Below are 18,688 nucleotides of genomic sequence, written 5' to 3'. Positions count from 1 at the left end.
AAAGCTTTTACACGCGAGATTTGTACTGCGCAAGACAGTATTTCATTCAGTGTCTAGTTCAAAAAGCGGCAGGCTGCGGCGAAAATGGTGATTTCGAGAACCGGAGCGGAGTGTACTTGAACGTACATGAGCACCGGAAGCGCAGAAATTGTCATTTGCAGCCCGGCATGGCGACTTTTGGATCAGGCACTCAGGCGAACGGTACTGCGCTCGTCCCCGGAGGCAACTTTGCCTCGTCTTCCGGCTCGACATGGATCACCACCCGCGCGCTGTCGATCTGCTTCTTCAAAGCGTCTTCGATACGGTCGCAGATCACATGGGCATCGCCGACGCTCATATCTGCGGCCACGACCAGATGAAACTCGATGAAGGTAACACGGCCCGCAATACGGGTCTTCAGATCATGAACCTCGATGGCGCCACCCGCATTGGCCGAAATGACATCGCGAATGCGCATTTCCTCGGTCGGCTCGACACCAATATCCATCAATCCCTGCACCGAGGAATTGATGACATGCCAGCCCTGCCAGAGAATGTTGATCGCCACCAGAATGGCGAGCAGCGGATCAAGTATGGCCCAGCCGGTCACGACAGCACCGACGAGACCGACCAGAACACCTACAGAGGTGAACACATCGGTCATGATATGTTTTCCGTCGGCTTCCAGCGCAGGTGAGCGAGACTTGCGCCCGGTGCGAATCAACAATGTCGCCCACACGCCGTTTATGACAGCGGCTGCCGTGTTGATACCGAGACCCAGCCAGGGTTCATCGAGCATTCGCGGTGTTTGGAGCGCAAACCACGCCTCGCGGAAGATCAAAAGTGCGGCGACCGTAATCAGAACGCCTTCCACGACAGCCGAAATATACTCGGCCTTATGATGTCCGAAGGGATGGTTGTCGTCGGCAGGCAGATAGCTGACCCGGATGGCCCACCACGCGCCGATTGCCGCGATCACATTGACGATCGATTCCAGCGCGTCCGAATAAAGGGCCACGGAGCCGGTCAGTGCATAGGCCAGATATTTCAGACCCATCACACCGAAAGCAATCGGAATAGACCAAGCGGCAAGCCGCCGAACCTTTGCACTCGCGTCCATGATGAACCTTTGAATATTTTTGATTTTGTCCCGAAACCGGGACGGGCCTACGCACAGCCCTTCATTCATTTGCTGGCTCGCAGAACGCATCCAAAACGCATCTGGCCTATGCAGCAGCAATTCACCGGCGTTCTATACCCCAGAAAAGCTAAACTTCGTACCCCTGTTTTTTCAGTTCCGGCATTTAATTTTCTCCTGCAAATGCAAGGCATTACAGTTGCAAATGAGTTGCCAAAGCAGGCAATGGGTAGGCAATAGAAAAGCACCGTCAGAGCATAAAAAAAACCAGCCGCAGCAATAGCTGCGGCCGGCTCAAAATCAGGACGAAAGGCGGTTCGATCAGTAGTTGGTACGGCGCGCCTTGTTCTTGCCCGCCAGATGCGTCACCACATTCTCGATCATGCGCATTCCGGCGTTGTGGCCCAGCGTCATGATGGATTCCGGGTGGAACTGTACGGCGGCAACTGGCTCCTTCTTGTGCTCGAAAGCCATGATGACACCATCTTCGGTCTCTGCTGTCACCAGGAAATCATCCGGCAAACGTTCCGGATCAGCGAAGATCGAATGATAACGCCCGACCGTCACTTCCTTTGGCAGGCCCGAGAATATCCGCTCCGGCTTCGACACGCGAATGCGCGACGGCTTGCCGTGCATCGGAATACGCAACTGGCGCAGCGTGCCGCCATAGGCTTCGGCCAGCGCCTGCAATCCAAGACAGACACCGAAGATCGGCAGTTCACGCTTGCGCGCCTTGTCGATGGTCGCCTTGCAATCGAAATCCTGCGGCGTGCCCGGTCCGGGTGACAGGACCACGAGATCAGGCTTGACCCTGTCGAACACATCATCGGCCACGGGAGAACGCACGGTCGAAACCGTAGCGCCGGTCTGGCGGAAATAATTGGCGAGCGTGTGCACGAAGGAATCTTCGTGATCAACGAGCAGGATCGAAATCCCCTCGCCCACCTTTGCCGCCACACGCTCTTCGGCGATATGATTGCTCTTCTGTGCTTCGCGCACAGCCGCAATCATTGCCGATGCCTTCAATTCGGTTTCGGCTTCTTCTTCATCCGGGTTGGAATCGAACAGCAACGTTGCACCGGCGCGGATTTCAGCCACGCCATCCTTCACGCGGATCGTGCGCAGCGTGAGGCCGGTATTCATGTCACCATTGAAGTGCATCATACCAATGGCGCCACCATACCATGCGCGCGGGCTGCGTTCATTTTCCTCAAGGAACCGCATCGCCCACAGCTTCGGCGCACCGGTTACCGTCACAGCCCATGCATGGCTGAGGAAACCGTCGAAAGCATCCATACCGTCACGCAGACGGCCTTCAATATGGTCGACCGTGTGGATCAGGCGCGAATACATCTCGATCTGGCGGCGACCGATGACGCGCACCGAACCCGGCTCGCAAACGCGGCTCTTGTCGTTGCGGTCGACATCCGAACACATGGTCAGCTCGGATTCGTCCTTCTTGGAATTGAGCAGTTTCAGAATCTGTTCCGAATCCGAAATCGCATCCTCACCGCGCTTGATCGTGCCGGAGATGGGGCAGGTTTCGATACGCCGCCCGTTGACCCGCACGAACATTTCCGGAGATGCGCCGACCAGATATTCGTTGTCACCCAGATTGATGAAGAACGAATAGGGCGACGGATTGATCGTCTTCAACCGGCGGAAAATCTCGGACGGCGGTGTGTGGCAGCGTTCATAGAAAGTCTGGCCCGGAACCACTTCGAAGAGGTCGCCGCGCTTGAAGCTTTCCTTGGCGCGCTCGACGAGCTTGGCATATTCGCCCGGATTGTGATCGCCACGCGCGAGCTTGGCTTCCGAAGGCTTGAATGCCTGTGCGGGCGTTGCCCGTGCAAGACCATGCGTGGAAGACCCGCCACAGGTAAATTCATAACGGTCCACCCAGGCACGTGCCGCATAATGGTCTGCCACGAAGATTTCATCGGGAATGAACAGCACCAGATCGCGCTGATCGTCGGGGCGCTTCAGCTTGTACTGAACCGGATCGAACTGGAACGCCAGATCGTAACCGAAGGCACCGTAAAGACCGAGATTGGCGTCTTCCTCGGAAAAGAACAGGCCGACAATGGCCCGCAGAACCGTGAAAACCGAAGGCATGCGCGAGCGCTCTTCCTCGGTAAAGGTTCCGCTGGGCTCGGCAATGGTCAACTCGATGCGATTTTCCTCGGCCTTGTCGACCGTTACTTCGGCAAGAGCCTTCACCGTATCCAGGATAGGCCGCAGAAGAATGATGCCACGAGCATTCAGTGCTTCGATGCGCACGCTGCGGGCGCGTGACGTGATCACCACTGGAGGATCAACGATAGCCGTGTCCCATCGCGTGTAGCGGCCCGGATATTCGTAATTTGACGAAAACACCGCACCGCGCCTTTCGTTGAGCGCATCGATATAGGTTTCGATCGCACCCTTATAGGCTGTGAGGTGGCGCACGCGCTCGACGACGATGCCGCCTGCCGTCTCGTGCTGGAATATCTCGCTATCCGCAATCTTCGCATTCATGATCGGCTATCCCAAATTTAACTGTTTCCGAATACTTCCAGAACCCGGTTTCCCCCGCCGGTCTTATTCAAACAGCCAAACAAAAAGGCCGCCCGGATAATCCCAGCGGCCTGTTTCCTAAACGCAAATGCACAAACGCCTGCGTGGCCGCTTTTAGCGGGCCCACCACCAACCGTTGATGACGATATTGCGCGAAATGTTCATGGACGTACTGTTAGCGTTCAATGTGTTCGCTTGCAACCGGAAAATTAAACCGCCGAAATGCGCGGTGCAGACCCTCTCAGGGAAGAGATTCGATCAATCTCGCAAAGAAAATCCGGACAGTTTGGGGCTGTCCGGATTTCCTCAGAACCGGGATGGACGAAACGGAAGGAATGGGACGATTCCTCCAGCTTCAGGCCCCCCCTTCACCCCATGCCAAAATTTACAGGTGTAATATAACTTTCAGTATGCACAGTATCCTTACCATAGGTTGCGCATATTTTGCAACCTATGATTGTTATTTGCATTTATGCTGATGTTTAAGCGGCATTCATCGAAACAGTTCGACAATTTGTAGGACCACCCAACAAGTTTCGTCTTGCGTCAGGGGCCGATTTCGGATTGATTTCCGTGGCAACTCAAACACATATGCAAAAATCAAGAACAGAGCCGTCACATATAAACGGCCATTGGGGACAACTGATGAAGAATCTCGATGCGATGGACAGGAGTATTTTGCGCGCCCTTCAGGAGAATGGACGCCTGACCAACACTGAACTGGCCGATCGCATAAATCTCTCGCAGACAGCGACCGCCGAACGCGTCAAGCGCCTAACCCGAGAAGGGTATATTCTCGGCTATTCGGCAAGGCTTTCACCCAAGATGCTCGACCGCGCCATGCTGGTCTTCATCGAGATCAAACTGGACCGCACCACGCCGGAAGTCTTCGAGACCTTCTCGACCTTCACCCGCAGCAATCCCGACATTCTGGAATGCCACATGGTTGCGGGCGGCTTCGATTATCTCGTCAAAGCCCGTGTATCCGATATGGATCACTATCGGCGCTTCCTTTCGGAGGCGCTTCTTTCTCTGCCCGGCGTGCGAGAATCGCACACCTATGCCGTGATGGAGGAAGTGAAAGAAACCGCCTATATCGCGGTATAGTCCCGGTCAACAGGGCACGAGCGTTACCTGAAAGCATCGTTGCTGTCAGCAGAATGGCAGCAACGAACTCCCTGTTTTTCACTTCGATCTTGCTATCGGTCATTTACGGGTATATACCCGCAATATGTCACATCCGTGTTTCTGTATCCTTCTGCGTCAGGCAGCCCGCAAGACATCGAGCGTCTATGACAACGCTCTGGCGCCGCTTGGCATCAACGTTGCCCAGTTCAGTACACTGCGAAAAATCCGCCGTGCAGGCTCCATTTCGCTGACGGAACTTGCACATCTGTCCGATTTGGATCGTTCGACCATGGGGCGCAATGTGAAGGTTCTGCAGCGCATGGGCCTGATCGAGCCTGCGACCAGCGACGACCACCGCGAGACCAGCGTAACGCTGACCGCCGAAGGTCGCGACCTCGTGGAGCGCGGCGGTCCGCTCTGGGATCAGGCGCAGGAGGAGATTGAAGCCAGACTGGGAGAGGACGGCGTAGAGCAATTGCAAAGCCTTCTTCGCAGTCTCGATTGATCGGGCCCGAACGCCCTTTGACTGAAAACAATGACCTGAAGCCACGCGCCCGTTATGGAGCGCACGGTTTCGCCATCAGCCCATGGCTGGCCAATAGCCAGCTTGAAACCAGCTTGAACCCGAAAGCGCCAAAGATGATTTCTGCCCGCCTTGCCAGCTTTCTCGCCCAGAGAAACATCCATTACGGATGGGTCGTCGCTGCCATCACCTTCCTGACCATGCTGGCCACGGCTGCCGCCATGGGATCGGCGGGTATTCTGATCGAACCGCTCCAGCGTGAATTCGGCTGGACGAATGCGAATATCTCCTTCGCAATGGCGCTCCGCCTTGTGCTTTTCGGCCTGATGGGCCCGTTTGCCGCTGCCTTCATGAACCAGTTCGGCCTGCGCCGCGTGGTTGCAGCCGCTCTCGTCATGATTTCACTGGGGCTTGTCGGTTCCATTTTCATGACCGAAGAATGGCAGATGGTTGCGCTCTGGGGCGTCGTGATCGGCCTTGGCACCGGCATGACGGCGCTCGTGCTCGGCGCAACCGTCGCAGCACGCTGGTTCGAAAAGCGGCGCGGCCTCGTCGTCGGCCTGATGACAGCCAGCAACGCTACCGGCCAGCTCGTCTTCATGCCGATCCTTGCCAGCGTCAGCCAGACGATTGGCTGGCGCACATCGCTCACCATCGTTGTTTGCTTCCTTGTTGCCGCGCTTGTGCTGGTTCTCGCTTTGATGCGCGATCATCCGGCGGATATCGGCTTGAAGCCTTATGGCCGCACTGCACCGCTTCCGACACCCGAGCCCCGGAAGAGCTTCGGCGCCATGCTGGCCTCACCGCTCGTCACCCTGCGCGAAGCATCTTCAACCGCCACTTTCTGGGTCCTGTTTCTGACCTTCTTCGTCTGCGGCTTTTCCACCAACGGCCTGATCCAGACGCATTGGATCACGCTCTGCGGCGATTTTGGCATCGCACCAGTCGGTGCGGCAGGCATCCTTGCCGTGATCGGCGCATTCGACCTGATCGGCACGATCATGTCCGGCTGGCTTTCCGACCGCTTCGACAATCGCTGGCTTCTGTTCTGGTTCTATGCGCTGCGCGGCCTGTCGTTGATCTACCTGACCTTCACTGACTTCACCGTCTACGAACTGGCATTGTTCGCCGTCTTTTACGGGCTGGACTGGGTGGCGACCGTGCCGCCAACCGTCAAGCTCGCCGCCGAGCGTTTCGGCCCGGAAAAAGCCGGTCTGGTCTTCGGTTGGGTCTTTACCGGCCATCAGATCGGTGCCGCGGCCGCAGCAGCCTTCGCCGGCTTCGTCCGCACGGATTATGACAGCTATACCCCTGCCCTGATCCTCGCCGGTGCCATGTGCTTTGCCGCTGCGGCCATGGTATTCATCATCAACCGCCCTGCTGCGAGGCCAGTGCTGCAGGCTTCATGATGCGACAGACTTCTTTCCCTTCCTGTTCAGTGCCAGCACACCGACGCTGATCAGGAAGGCGGCGAGCGTGTCGGTCCAGCCCGGCACCTCACCCAGCAGGACAAGCGCCAGAACCAGAGTGATGACAGGGATCAGTGCCGACAGCGCTGCCCCTGCCGCCGTTCCCAGCAGCACAACGGCACGGTTGAAGGCAAAGACGCCGAAGGCCGAAGTAAGTACGCCCTGATAGAAACCCTGCAGGGCAATATCGCCCCAGGATGTCGCGCCAAGCCCCTTGGGCAGGAAAATCATGTAGATCGGCAGATAGACGATTGCCGAGGTGACGGCTGCGATGGCGGTCGCGTGCAGTCCATCCATTCCCTTCCTGCGAAACACCATGACATAGATCGCCCACACCAGTGCTGCGACGAAAAAGAAAAGATGTCCGAGCATTTCCGGCCCGCCCAGTTGCGACAGACCGGCGATCAGCATGGCGCCGATCAGGATCAGCACGACCCCGGACCAGCGCGACGGCGTAAGATGTTCCTTGAGAAGCGCCATTCCCAGAACGGCAACCATTGCTGTCATCAGCCCCGGAATGAGCGCGGCTGCATGGGACGCCGGAGCATATTGCAGGCCGCAAGTGGTTAAAAGCGCATAGGGAACGCCTGCACCGGAAACCAGAAGCACAAAACCGAGCGGACCAAGCTTGCGAAAGCCAAATCCTTTCATCAGAACCACCGGCAACAGCACCAGCCCTGCCACGCCGAAGCGCAGGGCAATGATGTCGAAAGGCGTCAATGCGGTCTTGAACCCGAAACGGGTCAAGACAAACGACCCGGACCATACCAGAACCCCGGACAGCCCCCAGGCCAGACCGCGTATGGTGTCCGAAGTCGAGCTCGTCGGGGTGGTTTCGGTAATTGCCGTCATGGTCACTCACTACAGGATGAAGAAGGAGCGCAGACTATTGCACCCCTGGCATGCGCGAGCGCCACGGATAAGCAAGATATGAGATATTAGAATTTCTTATGCCGCCCGGCTTCTGGCATCCACTGCCATATCGCAGAACCGTTCGACCAGATGCCTGACCGGACTATCGGCCCGAAAAACAATATAGACGGTGCGGAACGTCGGCGGATCGAGGCGGCGCGCCCGCAACCCATGCAGATCGGCGCCCGGCAGGCTGATTTCTGACAGAAGCGTCGTGCCGATGCCATGCCGCACCATTTCCAGCACCGTGGCAACGTCGCGGGTGCGCACCTGCTCGCTGCGCGTCTCACCCTCACCATGAATAATCCGGTCGATAATCATTTCGCAGCCTGCAGCCGCGATCAACTGGCGATCCCGCAAGTCCCCGGCAGTGATTGTGTCATTGCGCATGAAAGGGTCATCACGCCGCCCCACCACGACAAGTTCTTCCCGGCCAACTTCCCGTGCCTCAAGCTCGGGCGTCGGTAACGATGTAATGCCGAGATCGGCAATACCGTCGCGCACCCACAGGCTGACATCATCGTGCCCGCCCTCGAAAGCGCTGAATTCAATACCGGGATAAAGCTGTTGAAATGTCTTTCGCAGACCCGGCAAAACATATTCAAGCTGGCTTGGAATTGCCGCGACGCGCAGCCGTTCGGGCACACCGGAAGCACTGCATCGTGCCTGCAATTCTATCCGGTCGACTGCGGCAAGGGCGGCCTTGGCATCCGCAAGGATCGATTGTCCGAACGCCGTCAGGGCGGCCCCATCGCGCTTTCGCGCCAGCACATCGACCCCGAGGATTTTTTCCAGTGTTGCAATCGCCTGACTGGCCCCCGATTGCGTGAGACGCAAGCGCCGTGCCGCAGCACCGACACTGCCGGTTTCCGCGACAGCTTCAAGCAGACGTAACTGGACCAGACTGATCTTCATCGTTTTGGTTCCGGGTTTCGGTTCCGGCTCACTCTTTCATCAAGGCATCACCCCAGTCGGCGCGACGCGCCCAACGGAACAGATCCCCGTCGCGCTTGGTCAGGAGGCGCTCTTCTGCCATGCCGTCATTCTTGCAGAGTTTAACCGAAACTTTGCCGCCGCCAACCCGCGTCGGCGCGATGACCCGCGCTTCCACATCACCGACCGTCTCGCGCACCGCAGCAAGATAGATAAACTTCTCGTCCTCCCACGGCACTTCGGCTTCCTTGGTCAGACGATGAATGCGCGAGCGCGCAACCCGGCGCGAAAAATGGCACCAGTCGGGCGCGACCAACGGGCAATCGAGCTGGTGTGGACAGGGTGCCGCAATGACTGCGCCTTCAGCAACAAGCGCCCTGCGTGCATCGAGAATACGCTGCCAGCCTGCTGGTGTGCCCGGTTCCACAATCACCAGCATGTGCCGTGCTGACGCCCACAGACGCTCGATCAGTCCCAACCGCTTTTCAGGAGCAAGCTCGTCGAGCACATAGGCAATGGTCACAAGATCGGCTTGCGGAAAATCAAGTTTTTCCCGAACCACATCCCCTGCCCGCCAGTCGAGGTCAGGCAGTCCGCTATTTTGCGAAAGATCGTTGCCCACAGCTCTGATCGCAGGGCTTGCCTCGATCATGGTAGCGGCTTGAAGTGTCGGCCAGCACTGCTTTGCCGCCCAAAGGGCGGTTCCCGGCCCGGCACCCACATCGAGCATGGATTGTGGCGCAAAATCGGGACAAACCTCGGCTGCACTGTCCATGCTGGCGCGAACCGCCGCATAGGTCGCAGGCAGGCGCGCCGCCAGATAGGCCTTTGCCGCAAGATCGTCGGAAATATGCATTCGTCCGTCCCGCGTCTCAGCGCGGTAGCGGCGTGAAAGCAGTTCAGAGACGCGCTTGAGGTCGGCCAATGCCACGCCCTCAAGCGCGGCATCCACCGCCTGTCGCAAGGAAGCTGGCAGTTCCATTGCCGGTCAGCGCTCCAGAACCTGTTTCACGTCCACCAGATTGGAACGGACACGCAGAATGTAGAAGCCCATCGTGGTCAGATGCGACGGCGTGAACCAGGCATCAGGACTACCATTGGAAACGATGAAAGGCTGCATGTCGAGCGCGGCACGCATCTGCTTTTCCATCTCGTCCCACACACCATCGAGGTGCTTTTCAGCCAGAACGCCGCGGAAATCCGAATGCGCCGCACGCAGCAGGCCGTAATAGGCATAGAGCTGACCATAGGCGAACCAGAAACGGTCATCCGCCCGTGTGTCGAACCAGCCAGCGTGGTAATTCTCAGCACGGTCCTTGAGGATCGCCGAAGTGGAACCGAGGTCGCTCGCGATACGGTCGACGAACTGGATCAGGTTGTCGGCGCGGGCATCGAAGGTCGCCTGACAATTTTCAAGCCGTCCGTTGAAGGAACGCAAATCCTTGATCGCCGAACGGTAATAGCTCGGCGTCGGCGTCTTTGGACCGAACGGGCTCAGGCCGAAATACCAGGAATCTTCGGCAAATTGCAGATTGCCACGCGCCTTTTGCAGATCGCCGTCGATCTGCGATGTGCCGCGCAGACGGCCGATATTGTCAACGAGTTCAATCGCAGTACGGCGTACCGCTGCATTGATGCCGCGCTGGAACGACGCCTTGTTGTCGAGGAATGGGGTGCGATCCCAGTCCATACCAAAAAGACCGAGCTTGTAGAGCAACATGGAGGAAATCCATGCATTCTGGTTGACATTGAAGTCGGTGAGATCGGCAGCGACTTCGGCAATGGCCGAGCGGGAACATTTGCGCGCCAAGGATGGCAATTGCGCGGCCTGAACCGGCTGATTCGTAGATGCTTCATTGCCGGTCTGGCTGGCTTCGGGTGTGGCAGCAGGCTGCTCCACTGGCGCTGCGGTGGAAGGTGCTTCAGCCGGTGCGACCTCCGCTTTCACCTCTTCACCGGGCGTGGTCGCATCCTGATAGCTGTACTTGGCCGGATAGTCGGGATCGAAATTCGTCCATACCTGAGTCTGCCAGATGAAATAGACGTAAAGACCGCCAAGACCGATCACGACGACCGCAACCGCGACTTTCCACAAAATTCCGAGCCGCAGGAAAAGCCGCCATAATCCGCCAAGCGGAATGGCTATCAGACGAGCAAGCGCGGCTAGGAAACGGCCCAGGAAGGAAAAAACGCCCTTTGCTGCATTCCACACTGTAACAAATCCTTCCTTTTGCCCGAAACTCCGGGCTTTCCACCGCTTCTGCGTCGTCCACGGAACTATGCATCGCATGTCCCGTTCGCAAGCAGCCAAGCCTGAAAAAGCTTCAGGTTCTCAAATAGAGTGTGCTCATCTTTTCGACAACCTAGAACGGTCATCCAACTGATTTTATCCGTCATTTTCCGCTGACAGGGTTGAATCCCGAGGGCCGATCCGTAACATGGCGCCAACCCGCTACGGCCAAATGCGTGGCAATCCTGCCCGTTTCCCCTTGGCCGTCGGTTCCGGAAAATGATGAGCGACAAGCAGCTTCATGTCAGGTGCGAAACGGTTTTCCGCCAGAAACTGCGACCAACGTCGCAATCGAGAACATTTTCGCCGCTATGGTACTTGAATGGCGCAATCTTTGGTGTTTGCTAAAGCTGGAACCGGAAAAACAATCAATCCGTCAAAACGGCCCGGTAAATGGAGAGAACAATGAAGTCCGTATCGACCTATATGCTTACGCTTGCCTTGGGTGGGCTTGCCACGGGAACGGCAATGCTAAGCGCGCCTGCAACCGGTTTCGCCGCCGAACCTGAAAGCTGTTCAACCGTCCGCTTCTCGGATGTCGGCTGGACCGACATCACCTCGACGACAGCGGTGGCGACAGAAATCCTGAAAGGTCTCGGCTACAAAACCGACATCAAGGTTCTCTCCGTACCGGTGACCTATGCGTCGCTGAGCAAAAAGGACATCGACGTCTTCCTCGGCTATTGGAACCCGTCCATGACCGCCGACCTCCAGCCTTATCTGGACAACAAGACCGTCGAGACGCTGCGCACCAATCTGACCGGCGCGAAATATACGCTCGCCGTGCCGAAATACGCCTATGACGAAGGCCTCAAGGACTTCAAGGATATCGCCACGTTCAAGGACAAGCTCGGCGGCAAGATCTACGGCATCGAGCCAGGCAATGACGGCAATCGTCTGATCCTCGACATGATCAACAAGGATGCCTTCGGCCTCAAGTCGTTCGAACTGGCGGAATCGTCCGAACAGGGAATGCTGGCGCAGGTTGCGCGCAGCATCAAGAGCAAGGAACCGGTCGTGTTCCTGGCATGGGAACCGCATCCCATGAACAAGCGTTTCGAAATCGCGTACCTCACCGGTGGTGACGATTTCTTCGGTCCCAATCTCGGCGGCGCCAAGGTCGAAACCAATGTCCGCACCGGCTACACGCAGGAATGCCCGAATGTCGGCAAGTTCCTCACCAATCTGGAATTCAAGCTCGATATCGAAAACGACATCATGGGCAAGATTCTCGATGATGGCGAAGAGCCGTCGAAGGCTGCAACCAACTGGTTGAAAGCCAATCCGGGCGTACTCGACCAGTGGCTCGCCGGTGTAACCACGGTTGATGGCAAGGAAGGCCTTCCAGCCGTCAAGGCGGCACTCGGCCTTTAATCCAGACATGCTGCCGGGCTGCGACGAACGCAGCCCGGCAGTTTCAAGGATGTCCACACCCTTTCTCTTTGTTTTACGCATTATCCCAAGCGAAGCCGCATCGCACCTTTGCTGGAAATGCTCTAGCACGCAGCAGGAGACTTGATCGTTGAACTGGCTGACGGACTATAAGATCCCTGTCGGACCGACCGCCAAATCCGTGGTGGACTGGCTGACAACCCATTTGGGGCTTTTCTTCGACACTTTAGCAGCGGTCATGCAGGGCCTGATTGACGGCTTGTTGTATCTCCTACAACTGCCTCATCCCCTGCTTTTGATCGCCATCTTCGCAGTCATTGCATGGCTGATCCAGCGTCGTATCTCGGTCGTCCTGCTCACCGTTCTTGGCTTCCTTTTCATCATCAATCAGGGATATTGGGAACCGACCCTGAAAACACTGACACTCGTTTTGTCATCGTGTTTTGTCTGCATGGCAGTCGGCGTACCGCTTGGCATTGCCGCAGCCCATCGCCCGGCGCTTTACGCCGCGATGCGCCCCGTGCTCGACCTGATGCAGACCCTGCCGACATTCGTTTACCTGATCCCCGCAATTGTTTTCTTCGGCATCGGCATGGTGCCGGGCCTGCTTGCCACCGTTATCTTCGTAATACCCGCTCCCATCCGCCTCACTCAGCTCGGTATTTCCTCGACACCATCCTCACTCATCGAAGCTGGCGAAGCTTTTGGCGCATCACGCTCGCAGCTTCTCTGGAAAGTGGAACTGCCCTACGCGATGCCACAAATCCTAGCCGGTCTGACCCAGACGATCATGCTTTCACTTTCGATGGTGGTCATCGCCGCCCTCGTCGGAGCTGATGGCCTCGGTGTACCAGTCGTTCGCGGACTTAACTCCGTCAACATTTCGCTCGGTTTCGAAGCAGGTTTTATCATCGTCGTGGTTGCAATCATACTTGATCGCATCTTCCGCGCTGGAAACGAGAAATAGCATGATCCCGAAAAGTGGAAACCGGTTTTCGGATAAGATCATGCTTAAACTGAGATCAGGAGCAAGCGGATGACCATCATCGCACTCGAAGACGTCTGCATCATTTTCGGCAGCAATGTCGATGACGCACTCGCTCTTGCAGACCGGGGGGCCACCCGTTCACAGATTCAGGCTGAAACCAATCTCGTGCTGGGCGTACATAATTGCACGCTCAACATCGAGGAAGGCGAAATCCTCGTTCTGATGGGATTGTCAGGCTCTGGAAAATCCACGCTTCTTCGCGCAATCAACCGGCTTAATCCGATTTCGCGCGGGCGCGTTCTCGTGCGGGAAGGCGAGCGTGCAATTGACGTCGGCAAGGCTGACCGCGGAACCCTTCGCCATCTTCGCACCGAACTTGTCTCCATGGTGTTCCAGCAGTTTGGCCTGTTGCCATGGCGCACGGTCGAGGAAAATGTCGCTTTCGGCTTGGAAATTTCCGGCATGGGCAAGGAAGAGCGCCTTGCCAAAGCACGCGAGCAGCTTGAACTTGTTGGCCTGCAGGACTGGGCCAAGCGCAAGGTCGGGGAACTTTCCGGCGGCATGCAGCAGCGCGTCGGGCTTGCCCGCGCTTTTGCAACCGGCGCGCCGATCCTGCTAATGGACGAACCATTCTCAGCCCTCGATCCATTGATCCGCACGCGTTTGCAGGACGAATTGCTGGCCTTCCAGTCGCGCCTGAAGAAAACCATCGTCTTCGTCAGTCATGATCTCGATGAAGCCATGAAGATCGGCAATCGCATCGCCATCATGGAAGGCGGGCGTATTGTTCAATGCGGCACGCCGCAGGAAATTCTCCTGCAGCCTGCCGACGAGTATGTTGCTGATTTCGTCGCCCACATGAACCCGCTTGGCGTGCTTCGAGCTGGCGACATCATGGTGCCTTTTGATCGCAATGCAGCGCCACGCCCTTTTGCAGCAACCGCCCGGCGGGAAACGCTGGTACGAGAACTGATGAATGCTGTAGCGGACAGCAGCGGTGATGTTGGCATCATTGAAAACGGCACCATCGTCGGCAAGATTGCGGCAGATGACATCGTGCGCGCCCTCGCCTGGCATCAACAGCGCGGCACATAAACACACCTATGAAACGTGAACGAGTATAAGGGCCAGGGTGCCGAACAGGGCCAGCAACGCTACGGAAAGAATGATCAGAAAAATACGCATAGAATACCTATGTTAGAGCCTGAATCAAAAAGCGGCAGGCCGTGGCGAAAATGGTGATTTTCGAGTACCGGAGCGCAATGCACTTAACGTGCATGAGCACCGGAACACAGAAAAGCGCCATTTGCAGACCGGCATGGCGACTTTTGGAACAGGCTCTTATATAAATGCAATAAGCATACTAACTTAGACGAGAGCTACAGAAGCAGAACTCGTCGCCCAAAAAATAGCGGATAATATTACCGATACGAAAGAAACAACAAAATAAAAATACATAACAATTCCAATTTAGATTTATAAAAATGTAGTCCCCTATACTTCAATAGCCCGTACATTACAACACTTTGGATGCAAACAAAAAGCCGCACATTTCCATGTGCGGCTTTTTCATTTTAGAGCGCGTTCCGATCAGATTGAACTGGATCGGAACTCTGACTGTTTATTTCCAGGTGCATCTTATCCGAAAGCCGGTTCTCGCTTTTGGGAGACGTGCCCTGGCCTGCGTATAAATATGCGTCAGCTATGGGCTGCCTGTCTCGCAGCGGCACGCGCTTCAACACGAGCCCGAATAGCATCGACATCTGCGCGCGGCGTCGCAGCAAAGAGCTTCTTCGTATAGTCATGCTGCGGGTTGTTGAACACGTCGTCACGCGAACCGTATTCGACCACCTCACCGAAATACATCACCATCACCTCGTCGGCGATATAGCGCACGACCGAAAGGTCATGGCTGATAAAGACATAGGTAAGACCGAACTCTTCCTGCAGATCGGACAACAGGTTGAGGACCTGTGCTTGCACCGAAAGATCGAGCGCGGAAACCGGCTCGTCGAGAATCAGCAGCTTCGGGTTGAGCATCAGCGCACGCGCAATGGCGATACGCTGGCGCTGACCGCCGGAGAACATATGCGGATAGCGGTTGAAGTGCTCGCGCCCGAGGCCGACCTTCAACAACATCTGCATGGCCTTGGCGCGCCGTTCTTCTGCCGACATATTGGTATTCAGCAGCAGGGGTTCGGCAAGAACATCACCGATTTTCTGGCGCGGATTGAGCGAACCGTACGGATTCTGGAACACGATCTGCACCTTCTGGCGCATTTCGGGCGTCAGGCCGTCGCGAGCAATGTCCACATCCTTACCGCCGATCTTCAGCTCTCCAGACGTCTGCGGATCGATCATGGTGAGAATGCGCGCCAGCGTGGACTTACCGCAACCCGATTCACCGACAATCGCCAGCGTCTTGCCCTTTTCGACCTTGAAGCTCACGCCCTTGACTGCATGAACTACCTTCGGCTTGCCGAACAAACCGCCGCCAACGTGATAATCGCGCTTGATATCGCGCGCCTCGAGAACAATCTCGCTCATCGCGCTTCTCCCGCACCATTATTTTCAAAGACGAAATCGGATACCGTCGGAAGACGATCACCGGTCGCATTTTCCGGCAGAGCCGACAGCAGCGCACGTGTGTAAGGATGCTTGGGCGCGGAGAAAAGCGACAGCACGTCGGCATCCTCCATCTTGTGCCCCTTATACTGCACGATCACACGGTCTGCGGTTTCGGCCACCACGCCCATATCATGAGTAATCATGATGAGGCCCATGCCGTGTTCCACCTGAAGCCGCATCAGAAGATCGAGGATCTGCTTCTGGATCGTCACGTCGAGAGCCGTCGTCGGCTCGTCGGCGATGAGAAGCTTGGGGTTACACGCAATCGCAATCGCGATCATGACGCGCTGGCACTGGCCGCCCGACATCTGATGCGGGAAGCTTTTCAAGCGTTCCGCTGCATCCCGAATGCCGACGAGCTCCAGTAGCTCGATGGCGCGTGCACGGCTCGCCGAGCCGTTCATGCCCATATGCTGCTTCAGCACTTCCTCAAGCTGATAACCCACCGTGAAGCAGGGATTGAGGCTGGCGACAGGTTCCTGGAAAATCATCGAAATGTCACGACCGATGATCTTGCGGCGTTCCTTGTCGGACATTCCCTGCAAGTCCTTGCCATCGAAGGTCATGGTGTCTGCGGTAACAGTTGCCGTCTTGGGCAGAAGACCCATGACCGCAAGCATGCCGACGGACTTTCCTGAACCGGACTCGCCGACAATCGCAAGCACTTCGCCTTTGTCGACTCTTATGTCGATCCCATCGACCGCCCGGAACGGGCCTGTCGAAGTGTCGAAAGAAACCGTGAGGTTCTTGATTTCAAGCAGAGCCATCGATCAGCTCCTCTTCAGTTTCGGGTCAAGCGCATCGCGCAGACCGTCGCCGATCAGATTGATGGCGAGAACAGTAATCAGGATAGCAAGGCCGGGGAAGGTAACGATCCACCAGGCGCTCAGGATGAACTCACGCGCTTCGGCAAGCATCGTGCCCCATTCCGGCGTTGGCGGTTGCGCGCCCATGCCGAGGAAGCCCAGAGCTGCTACGTCGAGGATGGCATTGGAGAACGACATCGTTGCCTGCACCACGAGCGGAGCAAGACAGTTCGGCAGAATGGTCTTGAACATCAGGCGGAGCTTGCTTGCACCGGCAAGCTTGGCAGCGGTCACGTATTCGCGTTCCTTTTCCGCCATGACGGCAGCGCGGGTAAGACGCGAGAAGTGCGGCAGCAGAACCAGCGTGATCGCCAGAACCGCATTGATCAGGCCAGGCCCGAGGATCGCCACCAGAACCAGAGCCAGCAGAAGCGACGGGAACGCCAGAATAACATCCATGATGCGCATGAACACGGTATCGACGCCGCCACCGAAATAGCCGGTGATGAGGCCGATGGTAATGCCAAGGCACATCGAAATGATGACGATGACAAAGCCCACGAGCAGCGAATATTGCGAACCATAGATCAGGCGGGACAGAATATCGCGTCCAACCGCATCGGTTCCAAGAAGGAACTGTGTCGAGCCACCGCTCTCCCAGAAGGGCGGAACCTTCACGAATTCACGGAACTGTTCCGTCGGATCGTGCGGCGCAATAATCGGAGCAAAGATCGCCACCAGAATGATTGCGAGAAATACGAAAAGACCGATCACAGCGCCACGGTTGACGCTGAAATAAAACCAGAAATCCTTCAGCGCGCGCATCTTGCCAATGTCGTTCGCGGCTTCCGGCTGAATAGCTGAGTGTGTCATGATACCCTCACTTGTGCCGGATACGCGGATTGATAAGGCCGTACAGCAGATCCACGACCAGATTCACCAGCATGATGATGAATGCGATCAGCAGTAGTCCGCTTTGCACGACCGGATAATCGCGACGGAAAATGGAATCGAGCATCCATTTGCCGATACCGGGCCATGAGAAGATCGTCTCGGTCAGGATCGCACCAGCCATCAAAACGCCGACCTGCAAGCCGATGGTCGTGATGACAGGAATCATCGCATTTCGAAGCGCATGCAGTCCGACAACGCGACGAACAGGCAGACCCTTCGCGCGAGCGGTGCGCACATAGTCCTCGCCCAGAACTTCCAGCATCGCCGAACGGGTCTGGCGCGCGATAACGGCGAGCGGAATGGTCGCAAGCACGATGGTCGGCAGGATGAGATGCGAGGCCGCCGAGATGAAAGCGCCCTTCTGGTCCGACAGCAGACTGTCGATCAGCATGAAACCGGTCACAGGCGGGAAGAAATAGAGCAGAGAGATACGGCCGGAAACCGGCGTCCACTGCAGCACGCCCGAGAAGAAGATGATGAGCAGAAGCGCCCACCAGAAAATCGGCATCGAGTAACCGACCAGCGAAATGCCCATCAGGCCCTGATCGAACCACGAGCCGCGCTTGACCGCAGCCATGACGCCCGCAGGGATACCCAACAGAATAGCAACGATGATCGCGCAGATGGACAACTCTACAGTTGCGGGAAACAGCGCGAAAAATTCTACGAGAACAGGCTTTTTGGTCACCAGAGACTGACCGAAATCGCCGTGCAGCAGGTTCCAGACATAGTCGAGATATTGCTGCCAGATCGGGCGATCGAAGCCGAGCTGTGCCATCAGTTCGGCATGGCGCTCAGGGCTTACGCCGCGTTCGCCGGCCATCAGCAGCACAGGATCGCCGGGCAAAACCCGGACGAAAGCAAAAGCCACGATTGTAATGCCTATGAAGGTCGGAACCAGATAGACGAGTTTGTTGAATATGAAACGGAACATACAAAAACTCCGACCGGGTGCCGGGATCACCCTACACCCGGCCCCTGGTTTGGCAAAA

At 56.8% G+C, this 18,688-nt stretch carries 17 protein-coding genes and 1 pseudogene; 7 read left to right on the top strand and 11 right to left on the bottom strand.

Annotated features, from left to right (window positions below):
• Positions 1–190 precede the first annotated feature (190 nt).
• Positions 191–1,099 carry a cation diffusion facilitator family transporter gene (locus HWX93_RS05605; RefSeq protein ID WP_109987367.1) on the bottom strand — a complete coding sequence of 303 codons (909 nt, stop codon included), beginning with the start codon at positions 1,097–1,099 and terminating at the stop codon, positions 191–193.
• Between the two features lie 9 nt (positions 1,100–1,108).
• On the opposite strand from HWX93_RS05605, the gene HWX93_RS05600 reads away from it, so the two are divergent.
• A complete protein-coding gene (locus HWX93_RS05600; protein ID WP_176036782.1) occupies positions 1,109–1,357 on the top strand; it encodes a hypothetical protein in 249 nt (82 codons plus the stop codon).
• Between the two features lie 81 nt (positions 1,358–1,438).
• Here HWX93_RS05600 and HWX93_RS05595 read toward each other — a convergent pair whose 3' ends face one another.
• On the bottom strand, positions 1,439–3,634 hold the full coding sequence (locus HWX93_RS05595) for an anthranilate synthase component I (protein WP_176036781.1): 2,196 nt from the start codon (positions 3,632–3,634) through the stop codon (positions 1,439–1,441).
• Between the two features lie 684 nt (positions 3,635–4,318).
• Between HWX93_RS05595 and HWX93_RS05590 the strand changes: the two genes are divergently transcribed.
• The 3 genes from HWX93_RS05590 (at position 4,319) to HWX93_RS05580 (ending at position 6,733) form a co-directional block, all read left to right on the top strand.
• Positions 4,319–4,780 (top strand): Lrp/AsnC ligand binding domain-containing protein, encoded by a 462-nt coding sequence (locus HWX93_RS05590; protein ID WP_061345885.1) that lies wholly within the window; start codon positions 4,319–4,321, stop codon positions 4,778–4,780.
• A gap of 124 nt (positions 4,781–4,904) precedes the next feature.
• The gene (locus tag HWX93_RS05585; protein WP_176036780.1) at positions 4,905–5,306 is read left to right on the top strand and encodes a MarR family winged helix-turn-helix transcriptional regulator; all 402 of its coding nucleotides are present in this window, start codon (positions 4,905–4,907) and stop codon (positions 5,304–5,306) included.
• Between the two features lie 134 nt (positions 5,307–5,440).
• Positions 5,441–6,733: an MFS transporter gene (locus HWX93_RS05580; RefSeq protein WP_109987368.1), complete on the top strand. Its 1,293-nt coding sequence runs from the start codon at positions 5,441–5,443 to the stop codon at positions 6,731–6,733.
• On the opposite strand, the gene HWX93_RS05575 is transcribed toward HWX93_RS05580, so the two are convergent.
• From HWX93_RS05575 to HWX93_RS05560, 4 genes are all read right to left on the bottom strand, one after another.
• Positions 6,728–7,645 carry a DMT family transporter gene (locus tag HWX93_RS05575; protein ID WP_176036779.1) on the bottom strand — a complete coding sequence of 306 codons (918 nt, stop codon included), beginning with the start codon at positions 7,643–7,645 and terminating at the stop codon, positions 6,728–6,730. The genes HWX93_RS05580 and HWX93_RS05575 overlap by 6 nt on opposite strands.
• Positions 7,646–7,741: 96 nt before the next feature.
• The gene (locus HWX93_RS05570) at positions 7,742–8,620 is read right to left on the bottom strand and encodes a LysR family transcriptional regulator (RefSeq protein ID WP_176036778.1); all 879 of its coding nucleotides are present in this window, start codon (positions 8,618–8,620) and stop codon (positions 7,742–7,744) included.
• 28 nt (positions 8,621–8,648) lie between these two features.
• A complete protein-coding gene (locus HWX93_RS05565) occupies positions 8,649–9,620 on the bottom strand; it encodes a small ribosomal subunit Rsm22 family protein (protein ID WP_176036777.1) in 972 nt (323 codons plus the stop codon).
• A gap of 6 nt (positions 9,621–9,626) precedes the next feature.
• Positions 9,627–10,850 (bottom strand): DUF2333 family protein, encoded by a 1,224-nt coding sequence (locus HWX93_RS05560; protein WP_176036776.1) that lies wholly within the window; start codon positions 10,848–10,850, stop codon positions 9,627–9,629.
• 483 nt (positions 10,851–11,333) lie between these two features.
• Here HWX93_RS05560 and HWX93_RS05555 point away from each other — a divergent pair, with 483 nt between their 5' ends.
• The 3 genes from HWX93_RS05555 (at position 11,334) to choV (ending at position 14,403) form a co-directional block, all read left to right on the top strand.
• Positions 11,334–12,302, top strand: coding sequence for a choline ABC transporter substrate-binding protein (locus tag HWX93_RS05555; RefSeq protein WP_176036775.1), 969 nt, complete (start codon positions 11,334–11,336; stop codon positions 12,300–12,302).
• 148 nt (positions 12,303–12,450) lie between these two features.
• Complete coding sequence (gene choW, locus HWX93_RS05550; protein WP_109987264.1) at positions 12,451–13,287, top strand: choline ABC transporter permease subunit; 837 nt, start codon at positions 12,451–12,453, stop codon at positions 13,285–13,287.
• 69 nt (positions 13,288–13,356) lie between these two features.
• Positions 13,357–14,403, top strand: a complete 1,047-nt coding sequence (choV, locus tag HWX93_RS05545; RefSeq protein ID WP_109987265.1) for a choline ABC transporter ATP-binding protein — start codon at positions 13,357–13,359, stop codon at positions 14,401–14,403.
• Between the two features lie 103 nt (positions 14,404–14,506).
• Here choV and HWX93_RS05540 read toward each other — a convergent pair.
• The 5 genes and pseudogenes from HWX93_RS05540 to HWX93_RS05520 all read right to left on the bottom strand — a co-directional run.
• Positions 14,507–14,614: pseudogene (locus HWX93_RS05540) on the bottom strand (flagellar basal body P-ring protein FlgI); the annotation flags it as partial.
• 392 nt (positions 14,615–15,006) lie between these two features.
• Positions 15,007–15,855, bottom strand: a complete 849-nt coding sequence (locus HWX93_RS05535; RefSeq protein WP_109987266.1) for a dipeptide ABC transporter ATP-binding protein — start codon at positions 15,853–15,855, stop codon at positions 15,007–15,009.
• The gene (locus tag HWX93_RS05530) at positions 15,852–16,703 is read right to left on the bottom strand and encodes an ABC transporter ATP-binding protein (protein ID WP_109987267.1); all 852 of its coding nucleotides are present in this window, start codon (positions 16,701–16,703) and stop codon (positions 15,852–15,854) included. The genes HWX93_RS05535 and HWX93_RS05530 overlap by 4 nt, the downstream gene beginning before the upstream one ends.
• Before the next feature lie 3 nt (positions 16,704–16,706).
• A complete protein-coding gene (locus tag HWX93_RS05525) occupies positions 16,707–17,615 on the bottom strand; it encodes an ABC transporter permease subunit (RefSeq protein ID WP_176036774.1) in 909 nt (302 codons plus the stop codon).
• Between the two features lie 7 nt (positions 17,616–17,622).
• Entirely contained in the window at positions 17,623–18,630 is a 1,008-nt protein-coding gene (locus tag HWX93_RS05520; RefSeq protein WP_176036773.1) for an ABC transporter permease subunit, read from the bottom strand.
• Between the last annotated feature and the right edge of the window lie 58 nt (positions 18,631–18,688).

This window comes from Brucella tritici (assembly GCF_902825325.1).
In the GTDB taxonomy this organism is placed as follows: Bacteria; Pseudomonadota; Alphaproteobacteria; order Rhizobiales; family Rhizobiaceae; genus Brucella.
Note: the sequence above shows the minus strand (reverse complement) of the source record. Positions and strands in the feature narration are given on the sequence as shown.